Consider the following 16,231-nt stretch of genomic DNA (forward strand, 5'->3'; position numbering starts at 1 on the left):
GTCGAACGGCTACGGCGAGCGAAGCGCCCTCGGAAATGCCGGAGGTCCGTCCCCGCATGGCGCTACGCTTATGCGGGCTACGGGATTGAGCGCCGTCGCTTCATCGCTAGGAGTTGTTGAGGTAGTCGCAGACGCGATAGCGGCCGGTCGTGAGGCTCCAGTCCAGGTTGCCCCTGATCCATGCCTTCAGCCCTTCGACATAAAGCCGGACGGCGCGATCCTGCTCGGCTCGCAGCAGGCGATCGGTCATCTCGACGAAGCTTCGCATGTCGGCGTTGGCGAGACCACCGACATGCGCGAACGCCTCGGCGATAGACCTCCCGTGCTCGTGGGCAATGACCGCCGGCAGGTTCATCGGCACGTCCTGCGAAAGTTCGCGCAAGCCGGACAGGATATCGTGGTGATTGGAAATGATGCGGGTGGCTTTGTTGACGATGGCCTGCAGCTCCGGACGACACCACGTCGAGCCCGGCAGTTCGTACCCGCCGGCGATCTCAATGAATACGAAACAGACCGAGCGCAGGCAATTGATGGCGTCCCGGACGGGGATGTAATCAGCTTGCGCCGGCAGGCGCTTGCGCGAGAAGCAGACCGCTTCGCAGCACCCGGCAAGAAAAAATTCGACCATGCCGCCCACCAAGCGATCGATCTGCTCATAGGTGGCGAGCCGCCGCAGACGCCGGCTGATGTCTTGCAGAGCAAGCAGGGACGCGTTGACAGGCGCACAGAGATCTTCCGGATCGCGGAGAATGCGAATGCACCGAAAGACATGTTCGGACGTGACCGAGAGTGCATTCGACATGCCCGGCTCTTCGACATAGACGTCGTCGGTCAGAAAAAGCCATACGGTCAGGTCCGAGACGAGCTGAATCGCCTCGATCCGACCGGTGGGATGGACCCGCGCCGCACGGACACCGAACTCGGCATTTCGCGCTACAGACTCTTCAGTCGAAGACTTGATGTAATGAAAGCGCTTCATCCACGCGATCGTGCCCTCTTCGATTCGCTTGGCGTCGGGGTGAATGGCTGGAGGAAACGGGCAATCAAGCGGCGGTGGAGTGACGCGGCCGGGCGCGCGTGCGGAGGACTCGCCAATTCGATTGGACGGACGTGGCCGATCCGTATCGACGGGCACCCACGAATCGACGACGTGCTGATCGAGCAAACCTGCCTGCACCGTGCCGGATGCGACGTCGTTCGGCGTGCCGCCCTTGTACGTAACAAAGTTCATGGTCGCTTGTCTCCGATTGCCTGCTCATGTTTCAGCAGTGTGCGTAGCCGGCAGATGAGCGGCGTGCTGTTACTTGCGAAACAGGGACCCGGCCCGACGCGATCGCGGCCTTGGAGGTGCCGACATCGCACCGGAGATTCGCGAATGCCAATGATACGATTTCAGAGACGTCCTGAAGAAGATTCAGCGGACCGACTTGTTGGCCGCCGCACAGTGAGGCTAAGCTCACCCGGGATACGACGCGGGACAACAGGAGGGGAGTTGCGTTGACGGACCGGACACATCCTTTTGACGCCGATGCCATTTTGAAGGGCATCCGGAGCTGGGTCGAGATCGAAACGCCGACAGAGGCGCCGGAGCAGATCAATCATCTCATGACCGTGGTGGCCGACGGCTATCGCTCCCTGCCGGCGACGGTCGAGCGCATTGCGGGCAAGGACGGATGCGGCGACCATCTGGCCGTCCGCTCCAATTGGGGTCAGGACAAGCCGGGCATCCTGGTGCTCAGCCACCTCGACACCGTGCACCCGATGGGATTTATCAAGCGGCTTCCTTTCCGGATCGAGGGCGATGTCGCGTTCGGGCCTGGCATCTACGACATGAAGGGCGGCGCCTATCTCGCCTTCCGTGCCTTTCAACAGGTTTGTCTCGATTGCCAGCAAACCCCGCTGGGCATCACCCAGCTCTACGTTTCGGATGAGGAGATCGGCAGCCCGACTTCGCGGGCGCTGATCGAAGCCGAAGGCCACAAAGCGAAATACGTCCTCGTGACCGAGCCTGCGCGCGACGGCGGAAAGGTCGTCACGGGCCGCAAGGGCGTCGCCCGATTCGAGGTTTTCGTGAAGGGCGTGCCAGCTCACTCCGGTGCCAAGCCGGAGGACGGCCGCAGTGCGATCCGCGAGCTCGGCCATGTCATTCTCGCGCTCGACGCCCTGAACGACGTGAAGCGCGGCGTCAGCGTCAACGTCGGCGTGATCCGCGGCGGCACCAAGCCGAACGTCATTGCGGAAGACGCCTACGCAGAAGTGGATCTGCGTGTCAGATCGGCCGCCGATGCCGACGAACTCGTCGCAAAGATCCTCGGCCTGAAGGCCACGACCGAAGGCGTCAGCCTGACGATCACCGGCGCGCTCAATCGCCCGCCCTACGAGAAGAGCAATGCCGGCGCAGCGCTGTATGAGCACGCGAGGTCAGTCGCCGCCGAGCTCGGGTTCGATCTTGCCGATACCTATACTGGCGGCGGCTCGGACGGCAATTTCACCGCGCCTTTTACGGCAACCCTCGATGGCCTCGGCGTCGACGGCAAGGGCGCACACACCCACTACGAACAGTTGTACGTTTCATCAATCGTACCGCGCGCCCGCCTCTTGTATCGGCTCTACCAGACACTGCGCTGAGACGTGCACTGGTTGCAGCACTTCAGTTGTCGCCACTCTACGGGTGCGCACAGCCACTGCTGCCAGAAACGAGGCATTCTTATCCGCGCCGTCGCCTGACGTCGTCGCTATCAAGGCCTCAACCCTGCGGCCCCTGCACGCGCCGCAGCAATGGTTGTCTGTTACTCGGCTGGATATGCTTTCCCAAGGCCATGCGAATGATCGGCGTGACTCTGCTGCATCAGGCGGCGGTGCAGCCATCCCGTGAAATCGATCAGCATTTTACGGAATGCCGAATGATGGAAGTGCGAGGCGAACTCCCTGTTGATCAACAGCGGCTGCCAATATTTCTTTTGCCAGTCGTTGTAATGGCTTGCCAAGTCACGGGCCTGGCTCGGCTCGACCGACAGGAAAGCGCAGTTGCACTGGGCGCGAATTTGAACGCGTCCTTCGGGATCAAACAGGAAGTCATGTTGGCTCGGGATATGACGTAACCAGCCTTGCTGCATTTCGAACTCTTCCGGCGCCGCACGCAATGCCACCATCATGGGGCTAACGTCGAGGTATGTCATGGAACTCTCCTTTACCGGGATTATTACCGCTGGCTCGGCAGTCAGGGGACGGCCTGGCAGCCGAAATAACCGCTGATCGGAGACGCAGTTCCAGGAGATGCTTTGCAGGCGCGTTGGTCGCTACGGAAGGCGTGGGACTATGCAAAACGAACACGAATTCAACCGACCGGAATAGCAATAAATCGAGTCGTATCATCTGATTTCACGCGCGCTAAGGCGACTTGTCCGGCTTGCTTTGCGGCCGCCAAGCCATTGTTGAAATCAACGAGCGTCCTGACAACCTCCCCGCCGATATCGAGGATGATATCGCCGATATGGAATCCACGTTCAGCCGCCACGCCGTCCGGCTCAAGCTTGGCGACGATCACGCCCTGGGACCAAGAAGGTCGTTTGCAGGAACCAGCGTCAAACCAACGCTGGTCGCATCACTGCCGGCTGCGCGCGTTTCGTTCGCTTTGACCTGCGTGCCGCCGACCTTGCCGCGCGCATTCGGCAGCTCGCCGAGCGTGACATCGACGGTCATCTCCTTGTTCTTGCGAACGATCCCCAGCTTGACCGATGTCCCGGGCGCCAGATCTGCTGCCCGTCTGGAGAGATCACGATCACTTGTAGTCGGCGCACCGGCAAAAGACGTGACGATGTCGCCTGGCGCCAGACCGGCACTCGCCGCCGGGCTCTCCAGTTCCACGTCGGCGACCAACGTACCCTCTATCTGCTGGTCCACGCCAAGACCTCTGGCGATCTCCGGGCTCATGGTCTGGATCTGGACGCCGATCCAACCGCGGCTCACTGTGCCCTTGTCCTTGAGCGTCGCTGCAACCGTCTTCACCGTCTCGGCAGGAATTGCAAAACCAATGCCGATCGAGCCACCGGTGGGCGAAACGATCGCGCTGTTGACGCCGATCACCGCTCCATTGACATCGAACGTCGGCCCCCCGGAATTGCCCTGATGAAATCGCTGTACGTTCCGAGCTTGATATCGCGCGTGCTGGCGGACACGATTCCCGCCGTGACCGTCCCACCGAGCCCGAAAGGATTGCCGACCGCGAGAATCCACTCTCCGAGCCGAGGCGCCCTGTTGGCGAGACGAGCGAACGGAAATACGCCGCCATCGACCTTGAGCAGGGCGATATCGGTCTTGGGATCGGCCCCCACCAGCGTCGCGGGATAGGTCGTACCGCCGACGGTCGTGATCTCGATCCTGTCGGAACGATCGACGAGGTGGTTGGTGGTGACAGCATATCCGTCGGCAGATATGAAGAATCCGGATCCTTGGCTGTTGGCGAAACGCGGACGCACTGCCTCACGATCGTCATCCTGTCGGCCGAACGGACGAGACTTGCCGCGCGGGCCCAAGGCGTCGTCGTCTTCGGCAGTCCGTTCCACCCTCGCCTGGACGCTGAAAACCGTGGGCTTCACCCGCTCGGCGAGACTCTCAAAGTTCACAGGTTGCTGCCGCGACAGCGATTGCATGCCGCGCAACGGCGCAAAATCGGCCAGCCAGACGATTGCGCCGGCGCCAACGAGAAGAACAACAAGCGTAAAAGGCGATAATCGACCATCACGATAGTTGGCCATGAGGCGCTCTCCCGATGCAGGCAAGCGATCTGTCGTTCGTGTCCGTGTCGCCAGGATTTCCGTCCAGCGGCAAGACGCCGTGGAGCCACTGCGGCGGGGACGGCCCGCCGCATCGCGGCGATTGTGACACGCAAAAGCGCGTCAGCCGGCATGATGCCAATGGAAAGCGCTGCGAAATGTTCCAAGTTGCAGCCAAACTGGAAAAGCGCGGAACCTGCGATGTGCGTTCAACGTTCCAATCAAATCCTGGCCAATCGCTCGAGACGCACATGGCCGATGGCGCGCTCCGGGATTTCATGATCGACGTCTGTGCACCAGGCCCGGCGATTCACCGGCGGGCCGGCCCTCTGCGGCGGCGCCATCTATCCGTCATGCATTTCACGATGCGCAGATACGACCCGATCGCTCGAAAACATATGAGCGATCGATAGATGAATCGAATTCGAAACCGGAGGCCAACCCATGACGCACATCGAGACCAATCGTCAGCCCGTGACGCAAATCACCGTCGTCGAAGCCGAACCCGAGAAGCAGAGAGAAGTGCTGTCACTGATGGCCGAGCGCGCCCGCTTCATGGCGCAACAGCCGGGCTTCATCTCAATCAGCCTGCATCGCAGCCTCGATGGACGACGCATCGTCAATTACGTCCAGTGGCAGAACCGCGAAATGCTGCACACCGCGCACCAGTCGCCGCAATTCCGTGCGATCTGGCGCCAGTTCGACGACCTGACGGACCAGATCGATCCTCATCTGTACGAGGTCGTCGAAACTATCGATAACAAGCAGTGATCGGAAGCCAGTAACGAGCGGGGGCGGCACCAGAAATATACGACAAGGGCACCGATGGTTGCGTCCTCTCCCCTCGTAGGGAGAGGACGCAACCATGGACCGGCTTTGGCTTCCCTAACCGGGTTTCAAAAGATCAATGCTTGACGTCGAGCACGATCACGACGCCGGTCGGCTCCGGTTCGTGCGGCCTCAAGCTCGTCAGCGTCGCATCGCTCCAGTAGGCGAGGTTCACAACCTCGCCGGCCTTGGCGTCCGCGTCCTGCATTTCAACCGCCTCCAGAATGTTGAGGCCGCTGCTATCGAGGAAGAATGTATGATCACCAAAGAACTTGTGCAGTTCGCTGCCGATCGGGTGATCATCGGGGACAACACTCGCATCGAATTGAGCGAGGGTTTGCTCGACTTGCGTCGCGTTCAGTCTCATAGCGTGCTCCTGCTGTTCGTTCGTAGATGCGGATAGCGCGGCAGCAGTCATCGCAAGCCGCACGATTTTGGCTCAGCTTTTTTACTTGCTCAGCCCGTCTGCGTATGTTCGCCCCCTGGGCGCGAGATCATGCGCAGCGCGTCACCGGCCCTGCCATTGCCATCGGTCAGAGCCAAGTCGCCCAGAGAGAGGATTCCCACGAGGCGTTTTTCGCGATTGACCACCGGTAGCCGCCTGACCTGTATGTCACCCATATTGCGGGTGACGTCTTCGACGTCCTGGTCTTCGAAGCAATATATGACCTCCCGTGTCATGACGTCGCGCACCTTGGCGCCCAAGCCCCTGCCCTCGGCGACGCCGCGGATCGCGATATCCCGGTCGGTGATCATGCCGACCAGCCGGTCATTCTCCCTCACCGGCAGCACGCCCACGTCTATGCCGGCCATGGCCATCGCCGCCTGCTGAACGGTTTCTTCAGGATCAGCGACATAGACCTCACGCGTCATCGCGTCGCTCACTCTCATGCTGGATCTTTCCTTCAAGCCCGGTGGTTGCCGTTAATCGCTCAGGACGGCGCCTTAACTATCCGCCATCGCTCTGGTGGGCGGCGTTTGAGATTCGGCCCAGACGCTTGCAGGCCTGACTTCCTCGCCGGTGTGGGCCGCAGTGCGACCGCATCATGCCGACACGCGTTCTAGCCGAATGACCCAGCGCGGATAATGTTCCGGGCGGCGCTGCAAAATTTTGAGGCGGTGGGGCGGCCCAAGGTTCCGGTTTTCGCATCGCTGTCACCTGCGAAAGGATCTTGAGCATTCCCCCTACCCCTACCAACATCTATCGGTACGGTGTGAGGGGATTGATTGCGGAGGACCACCATGTATCGGCATTTGGTGATTGCGACAGACGGCTCTGACCTTGCAGCAAAGGCCGTCGAACAAGGCTTGGCGCTCGCCAAGGTGATCGGGGCAAAAGCCACGGCGGTCACAGTGACCGAGCCTTTGCCACCTCTGATGGTCGGGGACGGGGCCGTCGTTCTACCGATCCATGAATATGAACAGGCCGTGGTTGGAGGCGCTACCAAGATCCTTGACGGCGTGACTGCAGCCGCCAAGGCCGCCAACGTGGCCTGCGACGTTGTCCACGTCAAAGACCAGTATCCGGCCGAGGGCATTGTCGAGACGGCGATGGCGAGAGGCTGTGACCTCATCGTAATGTCTTCGCACGGTCGTCGGGGTCTGTCGAAGCTGGTGCTCGGCAGCCAAGCCAGCAAGGTCGTCAGCCTTAGTTCCATTCCTGTGTTGATATGCCGCTGACGTCGCCGCAAGGAGATCGCATCATCGCGGTCTTCGGCGGCACAGGCTTCCTCGGACGACGCGTGGTGCGTCAACTGCGATCGCACGAATTCACCGTGCGTATCGTGTCCAGACATCCGGCGCGCGGCAACACGTCGCTCAACGATAGCGGCTCCAAAATTCTGGCAGCGGCGGCGGATATTCACGACGAACAGTCGATCCGCGTTGCTATCGGCGGCGCGTATGGCGTGGTGAATGCGGTGAGCCTCTACATCGAGCGCGGGTCTGAAACCTTCCACTCGGTACACGTCGACGCCGCAGCGCGCCTGGCGCGGCTTGCGCATGAGACCGGCGTTCAACGGCTGGTGCATCTTTCGGGGATCGGCGCCGACGCCGCTTCCTCGTCATCCTATATCCGCAGTCGTGGCGAAGGCGAGCGCGCGGTCCGCGATGCCTTCCCCGGCGCTACACTCATTCGGCCGGCCGTCATGTTCGGCAACGACGATGCTTTCCTGAACACCATTCTCAAATTGCTGCGTCGGCTGCCTGCGTATCCGATGTTCGGCAGCGGGAGCACCCGGCTTCAGCCCGCCCACGTGGAGGACGTCGGCGAGGCGATCGCGCGTGCGATCGAACGGGACGACACCCGTGGCGCCGTCATCGAGTGCGGCGGGCCGCGGGTGTATTCCTATCAGGAACTCCTGCAGACCGCGGCGCAAGCGGCCGACCTTCGCCCACGATTGATGCCCGTGCCGTTTGCCGTCTGGCACGCGCTCGCCCGGACTGCTGAAATCCTGTCCAACCCGCCCCTGACGCGCAATCAGGTCGAGCTGATGGAAATCGACAGTGTTGCGTCGCACGACTCGCTTGGCTTCACGGAGCTTGGGATATGGCCACGCTCCGTTGAGCAGACGCTTGAGGAGATCGCGTAGCGGGCGAAGGTCGCCAGGATGCGTCCTCAATCACCGACAGTCTCGATCCTGGCACGCATTGCACCAGCTCGATACCATCGCCGGACTGGAAAGTTGAGCACAGCGATCATACTTGGGACCTCGTACCGCTGTCGTTGATCGACTTTCAGCCCAGGCGGATGCTGCATATTCGATGACCAGCGCAGCCATGAACCGTATGGGCGTCCCATCAGTTCGACGCGATGCGGGTGGTCTTGAGAAAGCCACTGCAATGACGTGATCTCGAACGTAGGTCCACACGAGCCAAAGCATGCCGACGAGCAAATCAGATGTCTGGGTCATTATTCCCGCCTTCAACGAAGGATCGGTGATCGGGCGGGTGGTGCGCGAGGTGACGCACCGCTACCCGAACGTCGTGGTCGTTGACGACGGATCGACTGACTGCACCGCAGCCAAGGCTGCAGCGGAAGGTGCCGTGGTCATCAACCATCCGATCAACCTCGGTCAGGGGGCAGCGCTGCAGACCGGGATCGAATTCGCCGTATCGAGAGGCGCTGCGCGACTGGCGACTTTTGATGCCGACGGCCAGCACCAGGTGCGCGATATTGTCGCGTTACTCGATGCACTCGACGCCCGCGGCGTCGACTTCGCGCTCGGGACCCGTTTTCTTGGTTCCGGCAGCAATGTGCCGACGGCACGTCGCCTGCTCCTTCGGCTTGCGGTCTGGTTCACGCGACTGACCACGGGACTGGTCGTCTCGGATACGCACAACGGCCTGCGCGCGATGACGCGCCGGGGCGCAGCGGCAATATCGATCCGCCAGAATCGCATGGCCCACGCCTCGGAGATCTTACAGCAGATCGCCGACAGCGGTCTCGACTATGTCGAAGTGCCGGTCACGGTCGCATATACTGGCTATTCCCTGACAAAGGGGCAGCGACTCACCGGGTCGATTGATGTCATCGTCGACCTCATGGCAGAGAGGTTGCACCGATGATCGCCCAACTCGTCCTGAGTGCCCTGCTCGGCGGACTCATGATTTACGCAATCAAGGAGGCCCATAGATCGCCTTTTGTCGGCGGCATGGCGGTCGCGGTGGCGCTGGCGGGTCTGTACGTCGTCTGGGTCCCAAGCCATGCCAGCATCGTTGCCGAATGGGTTGGCATCGGCCGCGGCGCCGACCTGATCCTGTATGTCTGGGTAGCCATAAGCCTGATCGTCATGCTCAATCTGCACCTGAAATTGCGCAGCCAGATGGAACTGATCACGACGCTTGCGCGCAACGTGGCGCTGCGCGACGCGAACCATGTTCGCGACGTCAGCAAGCGTGATGCAGGGCTACACCGCCAGCAAGACGGGCAGGACGCGGCACCTCATTGGCCGGTGAAGACACGGCACATTACGCGCGCTGCCAAGAACGCTGTGAAGTAGCGACATCATGGTTCAGCTCGCGTTGCCCTGCGTTGGAAGGTTCGCATCACCTTGCGCCGAAAGAGTCGAGAGGAAGCAAGGACCATGCAGTCCGGCGAGCGGGCCGTAACCAGACGCGGCGCCGCAGCCAGGTTGGTCGACCAGCCGGGCCGGGCGATGGGCATTGCTTGCGCGAGGATTGTCGCGACCCTTGCATTGGTGGCAGCCGGGGCAGTCATGTTGTCCTGGGTTACGCTGTTCAACGGTGCCCCCCTCGTCTTTCCAGATAGCATCACCTACGCCATTTCAGCGCTCCGGCGCGAAGTTCCCGGCGTCTTCAGCGCTTGGTACGGCATTCTGATCCTGCCGCTGCATCAAGGCATCACCTTGTGGCCGGTCATATTGGCGCAAGGGGCAATGCTGGGACATCTTCTGTATCTGGTTGTCCGCTGCGTCTCGCACGGGATCATTGGCAGGGTGGAGACGCTCACGATCATTGCCTGCCTTTCTCTCTTCTCGAGCCTGCCCTGGATTACGGGCGAGCTCCTGCCTGATGTCTTCTCACCGGTCGTCCTCTTGGGCATCTTTCTGCTCGCCTTCTGCACTGGCCAGCTTGGTCGCGGCGAGCTTGTCTATGTGGCGCTGCTCACGACCGTCGCCATCGCCGTTCATTTGAGTCACGTCCCGATCGCGTTCGCCCTCCTGCTGCTGGCGCTCGCCGTGCAATGGCGGATATCGCCGGACGAGATCACTGTCCGCCGGTGGCTGGTCCTTGGCGTAGTATTTGCCTTCGGCGCCGGCGCGATGCTGGCAGTCAACTGGTCTCACTCGCGCACACTGGCGTTTGCGCGAAACAGCAACGTTTTCCTTCTGGCGAAGTTGATCGGCGACGGACCGGGGCTGGCGTACCTCGACCAAGCGTGCCCAACAACGACATACGATCTCTGCGCTTATCTCGACGACATGAGAGGACGCAGCGAGGAAGATCTCAAGTGGGACGACCAGAACAGTCCCTTCAGAAAGGTCGGGGGGTTCGATCGGCTAGAGCCGGAAGCTCGCGAGATCGTCAAGGCTACGCTTAGGGCGTATCCACTTGAAATCCTGCAGCGGGCAATTCGCGATGCCGGCCGTCAGCTCTTGCGATTTCAAGCGGGCGAAAGCCTGACCGATTACCATGCGCGATTTGTCGCCTACCACCTCGGCAGCGTCTTTGCCTCCGGCGCCGTCGCATCAATCGCACAATCCAGGCAGGCCATGGATCAACTGTCTGCGGCGGCGTTCCATCCGTTTCATGTTGTCGGGCTGATCGTCGGCACCGCTCTCTGCCTGTGGTCGCTGATCATATGGCGCAAAACCCAGCCAGCCGAGCTTATCGCCCTGCAGGTGTTCGTCATACTAGGTATCCTCTGCAACGCCGTCGTCACCGGCGCGCTTTCGGGACCGTACGATCGCTACCTGGCGCGAGTCATCTGGCTGATCCCGTTCGCCGGCCTCGTGGGCCTTGCATACGCTCACGCCCTTCGCAGGCGGAGACGTGCAGGCGCGGCGGCAGCCGAAACTACGACATCGGCTTCACAGCGCTCCTAGAGCGGTGGTCGACGGGCCGGCGCAGCATGGCACCTTCAGGTCCAATGCACTGACGTTCAAAACGATCCCTCATTTCGCTCGGAATGCGGCGAACAATTCCGCAATACATCGCGGTCCCTCGACCTTCAGATCAAAGCTCTGGTCATGACGCAACCAGTCCCACCACAGGCCCCTTATCATCGCCTCGAAGACCCTGGCTGCGATCGTCGGCGTCCAGCTTGATGCCAGAGAGCCGTTCTCGTGAGCCATGGTGAAGATGCGAACGAGGTTCGCTCGCATGGCGGCGTCCGCATCCTGCTGACGCCTCAAGGCCTCGGCCATCTCGCCGACATACTCGCACCGGAACAGCAACGTCGCGTAGACGCGCATCAAGCGCGGATCGTTGGCGATCGTATTGACTGCATCCAGCGACACACTCTCGATGAACCCCAGCGGATCCGGGTGGCCGTCGGCGACGGCCTGTTGAACCATCGCTTCCTGCGGCAAACGCACCCGTTCATGAAGAGCCCTGAACAGCGCCACCTTGTCGGAGAAATGCCAATAGATTGCTCCACGCGTCACGCCGACGTCTTCGGCGATGTGCTCCAGCGACGTCTGCATCACGCCGCGCGCGAAAAATAACCGCTCCGCAGCATCGAGGATTCTCTCGCGCGTCTCCTCGGCCTCCGCCTTGGTCTTTCGTGCCATAAAACACCTCTTTACATACCTTCTCGTATGTATGTATGCTGCAGGGCACAATAGCAACCCGGCAAAGGAAGCACATGCCGTTGAATACAAAGACTTTCTTTCGATTCGGGACAATTGCTATTGCGCTCGCATCGGCCGGGTGTGACGGCAACGCGCCGGCTGCGGCCCCGCCTCCGCCCACTGTTTCGATCATCAAGGTCAAGGCCGAGCCGGTCCCGCTCAGCTTCCCCTATGCCGGCAGGATTGCGGCGTTCAAGGAAGTGGAGGTTCGCGCGCGCGTCCCGGGCATTCTTCAGGAAAAGTCCTTCACTGAAGGAGCTGCCGTCAAGGCGGGCGACGTCCTGTTCCGTATCGATCCGGCGCCCTACCAGGCCGAACTGGCCTCGACAGAGGCGCAGCTGAAAGAAGCACAAGCGCAACTGGCGCGTACGCAACGCGACGCCGAGCGCGCGACCACCTTGCTCGAGCGTCAGGTCGGGACCGAGAAGGCTCGCGACGACGCTGTATCGGCCTATGAGTTGGCGAAGGCGGGCGTGGTCGGCGCCGAGGCCAGGGTCAAGACCGCCAGGATCAACCTTGGCTACACGACGATCACCGCACCGATCGCCGGAACGATCTCAACGCGCGTCCTGCCTGAAGGCAGCCTCGTCGGCACCAACGCCAACGATACCCTGCTGACCCGCATCAGCCAGCTTGATCCCGTGTACGTGTACTTTTCATTCGCTGATACGGAAGCGACGGAAATTCGCCAGCTTGTCGATAGTGGCGCAGGAGAAGGCCCTCCGGATGGCAAGCTGCAGGTCAAGATCACCTTCGGTGACGGCAAAGGCTACGACCACAGAGGATATGTCGACTTCACCGACAGCAATCTCGACCTGAACACGGGAACGCTGCGCGCCCGTGCCGTCGTGCCCAATCCAGAAAGCCGGTTGCGACCGGGCCAGTTCGTCCGTGTATCTGTCGAAGGGATTACCCGGAACGGAGCCATCGTCGTTCCGCAAGCCGCAGTGATGCAAGGACCGCAAGGCCAGTTCGTCTACGCTCTTGAGGCCGACGACAAGGCGCAGGTCCGGCCGGTGACGATCGGCCGCGAAGTCGCGGACGGGTGGATCATCGAGAAGGGCCTGAAAGCGGGCGACAGGATCGTCACCGAGGGTGTGATCAAGGTCAGGCCGGGAGCTCCGGTCACCGTTGCATCGGGCGAGGCCCCAAGAAAAGAAGCCGCGCAGCGATGAAGACCAATCCGTTCATCGACCGTCCCGTCTTCGCGGCGGTGATCGCCATCCTGTTCGTGCTCGCCGGCGTAGTCGCGATGCGCGCCCTGCCGGTTGAACAGTATCCCCAGATCGTTCCGCCCCAGGTCGTGGTGCAGGCCACCTACCCGGGCGCAAGCGCCGAAACCGTCGCGCAGACCGTCGCCGCTCCGCTGGAGCAGCAGATCAACGGCGTCGAGAACATGCTCTACATGCAGTCGACGAGCTCCAGCGCCGGCACGATGCGCATTACCGTGACCTTTCAGATCGGGACAAATCCTGATCAGGCGACCATCAACGTCAACAACCGCGTGCAACGGGCCGTATCGACGTTGCCCGCAGAGGTGACGCGGCAAGGGCTCATCGTCAACAAGCAGTCGAGCTCGATCCTGGCGCTGATCACCATGTCGGCGACGGACCAACGCTACGACTCGATCTACCTGAGCAACTACGCGCTCTTGAACGTGATCGACGAACTGAAGCGGATACCTGGTATCGGCGACGCTTCGCTGTTCGGCGCCAAGAACTACTCCATGCGCGTCTGGCTGCGGCCCGACAAGCTTGCCCAGTACGACCTGACGCCCGGCGACGTCGCCACGGCCATCCGCGAACAGAACGCTCAATTCGCAGCAGGCCGGTTCGGCGAAGAACCCACGCAGAACGACCTGGCCTACACCTACTCGGTCAACACTGAAGGCCGCTTGCCGGACGTCGCCGCGTTCGAAGACGTCATCATTCGCGCGGACGCGAATGCCGCAACCTTGCGGCTCAAAGATATCGCGCGGGTCGAGCTCGGCGCGCAGAACTACTCGTTCGTCGCCACGCTGAACGGCTCGCCGACGGTCCCGATCGGCGTCTACCTGCAGCCCGGCGCCAACGCGCTGGGAACACTTGATGCGGTGCGGGCGCGCATGGCCGAGCTGAAGACCACCTTTCCGCAGGGGATCGAATACTCGATTCCCTTCGATACGACGCTGTTCGTCAGGGTCTCGATCGAGGAAGTGATCAAGACCTTCGTGGAGGCGATGATTCTTGTCATCGTCGTCGTGTTCGTCTTCCTGCAGAACTGGCGGGCGACCCTCATTCCGGTGCTGGCCGTGCCCGTATCCATCCTGGGCACATTCGCGGGCATGTATGCACTCGGCTTCTCCATCAACCTTCTGACGCTGTTCGGGCTGGTGCTTGCAATCGGCATTGTCGTCGACGACGCCATCGTCGTGCTCGAGAACGTCGAACGCATCATGACGACGGAAAAGCTCTCCCCCCGCGATGCCGCGATCAAGGCGATGCAGGAGGTGACCGGGCCGGTCGTCGCCATCGTGCTCGTCCTGTGCGCGGTGTTCATTCCAGTCGCCTTCATGGGCGGACTCGCCGGCGAGATGTATCGCCAGTTCGCGGTGACGATCGCCGTCTCGGTGACCATCTCCGGTATCGTCGCACTCACCTTGAGTCCGGCGCTCTGCGCATTGCTCCTGAAGGGCGGACACCACGAACCGGCTGCGCCGTTCCGCTGGTTCAACCGGGTCTTCGACCGCATGACGGAAGGCTATACGTCGGGCGTTCGCTTTCTCCTGCGGCGCGCGGCGCTTGGCGTCTGCCTGTTCGCGGTGCTGATCGCCGTGACCGGCTTCCTGTTCCTGCGGATTCCCGGCGCGCTCGTCCCCGACGAGGATCAAGGCAGCATCTTCACCGTCGGCATGTTGCCGCCCGCAGCGGCGCTGACGCGTACGCAAAAGGTGATGGACACCGTCAACAAGAGCATCTTGGAAAGCCCCTCCGTCAGTGACGTGATCAGTTTCTCCGGATTCGACTTGCTCGCCGGGGTTCAGAGGCCCAGCGCCGGCGTCTCGTTCGTTCAGCTCAAGGACTGGAAAGAGCGGCACGACGCCTCGCAAAGTGCGGCAGCGCTGGCCCGATCGTTTTTTGCACTCAACGGCCCGGTCAAGGACGCCATGATTCTTGCTTTCACGCCACCGCCGATCATGGGCATGAGCAACACCGGCGGCTTTGAAGCGTTCGTGCAGGACCGCGGCGGTGCAGGGCCGCAGCGGTTGATCGAAGCCACACAAAAGCTCGTCGAGGCCGCTTCGAAGCGCCCCGAGCTGGCGGGCGTGCAAACGACCTTCGTCAACAATGTCCCTCAGTACAAGATTCACCTCGACAGGGAAAAGGCCAAGGCGCTCGGCGTGCCGATCGCATCGATCTTCGAGACCATGCAGAGCACATTCGGAAGCCTGTATGTCAACGACTTCACGCTGTTCGGCAGAAACTATCAGGTCAACCTGCAGTCGGAGGCGAATTACCGCGAGCGGCCGGAGGACCTTAAACAGGTGTTCGTGAAGTCCATCTCCGGCAGCATGATCCCGATCGACACCCTGCTCCGCGTGGAAAGGATCATCGGACCCGATCAGGTCGATCGCTTCAACGCCTTCACGGCCGCCAAGGTGATGGGCAATCCGGCGCCGGGCTTTTCCTCGGGGCAGGCGATCAAAGCCATGCAGGAGGCGAGCAAGAGTCTGCCGGACGGCTATCAGGTCGCCTGGACCGGATCCGCGTTCCAGGAAATCGCAACGGGCGGCACCGGCAGCCAGGCGCTGATCTTCGGGTTGATCATGGTGTTCCTGATCCTCGCCGCCCAATACGAGCGCTGGTCGCTTCCCTTTGCGGTCGTGCTCGCGGTGCCGTTCGCACTGTTCGGCGCGCTTGTCGCCATCTGGCTGCGCGGCCTGAACAACGACGTCTACTTTCAGATCGGCCTCGTGACGCTGATCGGTCTGGCGTCAAAGAACGCAATCCTGATCGTCGAGTTCGCGGTGCTCAAACGGCGCGAAGGACTGAGTGTGATGGATGCGGCGATCGAAGCCGCGAGGCTCCGGTTTCGGCCCATCATCATGACATCACTCGCCTTCATTCTGGGCTGCGTTCCGCTGGCGTTGTCGAGCGGCGCTGGTGCTGCCAGCCGTCACTCGATCGGCACCGGCGTCATCGGCGGAATGCTGGCAGCGACGTTCATCGCGGTATTTTTCATACCGCTGTTCTACCGGCTGATCTCGAGAGAGAGGATGAGGCCCGCGAACATGCCTGTCGCCCAACACGAACATTCCGGCTGAGAACGTTGCGG

17 protein-coding genes are annotated in these 16,231 nt (G+C 61.6%); 9 read left to right on the forward strand and 8 right to left on the reverse strand.

From position 1 onward, the window contains the following. Positions 1 to 106: 106 nt before the first annotated feature. The gene (locus RCO31_RS09575; protein ID WP_308968087.1) at positions 107 to 1,231 is read right to left on the reverse strand and encodes a hypothetical protein; all 1,125 of its coding nucleotides are present in this window, start codon (positions 1,229 to 1,231) and stop codon (positions 107 to 109) included. A gap of 266 nt (positions 1,232 to 1,497) precedes the next feature. On the opposite strand from RCO31_RS09575, the gene RCO31_RS09580 reads away from it, so the two are divergent. Next, complete coding sequence (locus RCO31_RS09580; RefSeq protein ID WP_308968088.1) at positions 1,498 to 2,628, forward strand: M20 family metallopeptidase; 1,131 nt, start codon at positions 1,498 to 1,500, stop codon at positions 2,626 to 2,628. Between the two features lie 161 nt (positions 2,629 to 2,789). On the opposite strand, the gene RCO31_RS09585 is transcribed toward RCO31_RS09580, so the two are convergent. From RCO31_RS09585 to RCO31_RS09600, 4 genes are all read right to left on the reverse strand, one after another. Beyond that, on the reverse strand, positions 2,790 to 3,179 hold the full coding sequence (locus tag RCO31_RS09585; RefSeq protein ID WP_308968089.1) for a hypothetical protein: 390 nt from the start codon (positions 3,177 to 3,179) through the stop codon (positions 2,790 to 2,792). Positions 3,180 to 3,337: 158 nt separating this feature from the next. After that, positions 3,338 to 3,547: a PDZ domain-containing protein gene (locus tag RCO31_RS09590; protein WP_308968090.1), complete on the reverse strand. Its 210-nt coding sequence runs from the start codon at positions 3,545 to 3,547 to the stop codon at positions 3,338 to 3,340. After that, complete coding sequence (locus tag RCO31_RS09595) at positions 3,544 to 4,086, reverse strand: PDZ domain-containing protein (RefSeq protein WP_308968091.1); 543 nt, start codon at positions 4,084 to 4,086, stop codon at positions 3,544 to 3,546. The genes RCO31_RS09590 and RCO31_RS09595 overlap by 4 nt, the downstream gene beginning before the upstream one ends. Then, the gene (locus tag RCO31_RS09600; protein WP_308968092.1) at positions 4,083 to 4,757 is read right to left on the reverse strand and encodes a trypsin-like peptidase domain-containing protein; all 675 of its coding nucleotides are present in this window, start codon (positions 4,755 to 4,757) and stop codon (positions 4,083 to 4,085) included. Before RCO31_RS09600 ends, RCO31_RS09595 begins: the two co-directional genes overlap by 4 nt. A 462-nt stretch (positions 4,758 to 5,219) precedes the next feature. Between RCO31_RS09600 and RCO31_RS09605 the strand changes: the two genes are divergently transcribed. After that, positions 5,220 to 5,546, forward strand: a complete 327-nt coding sequence (locus RCO31_RS09605; protein ID WP_308968093.1) for an antibiotic biosynthesis monooxygenase family protein — start codon at positions 5,220 to 5,222, stop codon at positions 5,544 to 5,546. A gap of 133 nt (positions 5,547 to 5,679) precedes the next feature. Here RCO31_RS09605 and RCO31_RS09610 read toward each other — a convergent pair whose 3' ends face one another. After that, positions 5,680 to 5,970, reverse strand: coding sequence for a hypothetical protein (locus tag RCO31_RS09610; RefSeq protein WP_308968094.1), 291 nt, complete (start codon positions 5,968 to 5,970; stop codon positions 5,680 to 5,682). 89 nt (positions 5,971 to 6,059) lie between these two features. Beyond that, positions 6,060 to 6,494, reverse strand: a complete 435-nt coding sequence (locus tag RCO31_RS09615) for a CBS domain-containing protein (RefSeq protein ID WP_308968095.1) — start codon at positions 6,492 to 6,494, stop codon at positions 6,060 to 6,062. Positions 6,495 to 6,845: 351 nt separating this feature from the next. Between RCO31_RS09615 and RCO31_RS09620 the strand changes: the two genes are divergently transcribed. The 5 genes from RCO31_RS09620 (at position 6,846) to RCO31_RS09640 (ending at position 11,170) form a co-directional block, all read left to right on the forward strand. Then, positions 6,846 to 7,283: a universal stress protein gene (locus RCO31_RS09620; RefSeq protein ID WP_308968096.1), complete on the forward strand. Its 438-nt coding sequence runs from the start codon at positions 6,846 to 6,848 to the stop codon at positions 7,281 to 7,283. Continuing rightward, the gene (locus RCO31_RS09625; protein WP_308968097.1) at positions 7,274 to 8,194 is read left to right on the forward strand and encodes a complex I NDUFA9 subunit family protein; all 921 of its coding nucleotides are present in this window, start codon (positions 7,274 to 7,276) and stop codon (positions 8,192 to 8,194) included. Before RCO31_RS09620 ends, RCO31_RS09625 begins: the two co-directional genes overlap by 10 nt. A 289-nt stretch (positions 8,195 to 8,483) precedes the next feature. After that, positions 8,484 to 9,170, forward strand: a complete 687-nt coding sequence (locus RCO31_RS09630) for a glycosyltransferase family 2 protein (protein ID WP_308968098.1) — start codon at positions 8,484 to 8,486, stop codon at positions 9,168 to 9,170. Further along, positions 9,167 to 9,604, forward strand: coding sequence for a DUF2304 domain-containing protein (locus RCO31_RS09635; RefSeq protein ID WP_308968099.1), 438 nt, complete (start codon positions 9,167 to 9,169; stop codon positions 9,602 to 9,604). The genes RCO31_RS09630 and RCO31_RS09635 overlap by 4 nt, the downstream gene beginning before the upstream one ends. 84 nt (positions 9,605 to 9,688) lie before the next feature. Continuing rightward, positions 9,689 to 11,170 carry a hypothetical protein gene (locus RCO31_RS09640; protein ID WP_308968100.1) on the forward strand — a complete coding sequence of 494 codons (1,482 nt, stop codon included), beginning with the start codon at positions 9,689 to 9,691 and terminating at the stop codon, positions 11,168 to 11,170. A gap of 69 nt (positions 11,171 to 11,239) precedes the next feature. On the opposite strand, the gene RCO31_RS09645 is transcribed toward RCO31_RS09640, so the two are convergent. Continuing rightward, positions 11,240 to 11,857 carry a TetR family transcriptional regulator gene (locus RCO31_RS09645; RefSeq protein ID WP_308968101.1) on the reverse strand — a complete coding sequence of 206 codons (618 nt, stop codon included), beginning with the start codon at positions 11,855 to 11,857 and terminating at the stop codon, positions 11,240 to 11,242. Between the two features lie 74 nt (positions 11,858 to 11,931). Here RCO31_RS09645 and RCO31_RS09650 point away from each other — a divergent pair, with 74 nt between their 5' ends. Continuing rightward, positions 11,932 to 13,092 carry an efflux RND transporter periplasmic adaptor subunit gene (locus tag RCO31_RS09650; RefSeq protein WP_308968102.1) on the forward strand — a complete coding sequence of 387 codons (1,161 nt, stop codon included), beginning with the start codon at positions 11,932 to 11,934 and terminating at the stop codon, positions 13,090 to 13,092. Then, positions 13,089 to 16,220: an efflux RND transporter permease subunit gene (locus RCO31_RS09655; protein ID WP_308968103.1), complete on the forward strand. Its 3,132-nt coding sequence runs from the start codon at positions 13,089 to 13,091 to the stop codon at positions 16,218 to 16,220. Before RCO31_RS09650 ends, RCO31_RS09655 begins: the two co-directional genes overlap by 4 nt. Positions 16,221 to 16,231: the final 11 nt, after the last annotated feature.

Origin of the sequence: Bradyrhizobium sp. LHD-71 (assembly GCF_031157255.1) — a bacterium.
In the GTDB taxonomy this organism is placed as follows: Bacteria; Pseudomonadota; Alphaproteobacteria; order Rhizobiales; family Xanthobacteraceae; genus P52-10.

Bases quoted from the DNA above. Each gene is read 5' to 3' on its own strand.
- RCO31_RS09605 (WP_308968093.1), top strand. From the start codon at position 5,220: ATGACGCACATCGAGACCAATCGTCAGCCCGTGACGCAAATCACCGTC.
- RCO31_RS09585 (WP_308968089.1), bottom strand. From the start codon at position 3,179: ATGACATACCTCGACGTTAGCCCCATGATGGTGGCATTGCGTGCGGCG.
- RCO31_RS09630 (WP_308968098.1), top strand. From the start codon at position 8,484: ATGCCGACGAGCAAATCAGATGTCTGGGTCATTATTCCCGCCTTCAAC.
- RCO31_RS09645 (WP_308968101.1), bottom strand. From the start codon at position 11,857: ATGGCACGAAAGACCAAGGCGGAGGCCGAGGAGACGCGCGAGAGAATC.
- RCO31_RS09615 (WP_308968095.1), bottom strand. From the start codon at position 6,494: ATGAGAGTGAGCGACGCGATGACGCGTGAGGTCTATGTCGCTGATCCT.
- RCO31_RS09650 (WP_308968102.1), top strand. From the start codon at position 11,932: ATGCCGTTGAATACAAAGACTTTCTTTCGATTCGGGACAATTGCTATT.
- RCO31_RS09610 (WP_308968094.1), bottom strand. From the start codon at position 5,970: ATGAGACTGAACGCGACGCAAGTCGAGCAAACCCTCGCTCAATTCGAT.
- RCO31_RS09635 (WP_308968099.1), top strand. From the start codon at position 9,167: ATGATCGCCCAACTCGTCCTGAGTGCCCTGCTCGGCGGACTCATGATT.
- RCO31_RS09600 (WP_308968092.1), bottom strand. From the start codon at position 4,757: ATGGCCAACTATCGTGATGGTCGATTATCGCCTTTTACGCTTGTTGTT.
- RCO31_RS09640 (WP_308968100.1), top strand. From the start codon at position 9,689: ATGCAGTCCGGCGAGCGGGCCGTAACCAGACGCGGCGCCGCAGCCAGG.
- RCO31_RS09575 (WP_308968087.1), bottom strand. From the start codon at position 1,231: ATGAACTTTGTTACGTACAAGGGCGGCACGCCGAACGACGTCGCATCC.
- RCO31_RS09655 (WP_308968103.1), top strand. From the start codon at position 13,089: ATGAAGACCAATCCGTTCATCGACCGTCCCGTCTTCGCGGCGGTGATC.
- RCO31_RS09625 (WP_308968097.1), top strand. From the start codon at position 7,274: ATGCCGCTGACGTCGCCGCAAGGAGATCGCATCATCGCGGTCTTCGGC.
- RCO31_RS09620 (WP_308968096.1), top strand. From the start codon at position 6,846: ATGTATCGGCATTTGGTGATTGCGACAGACGGCTCTGACCTTGCAGCA.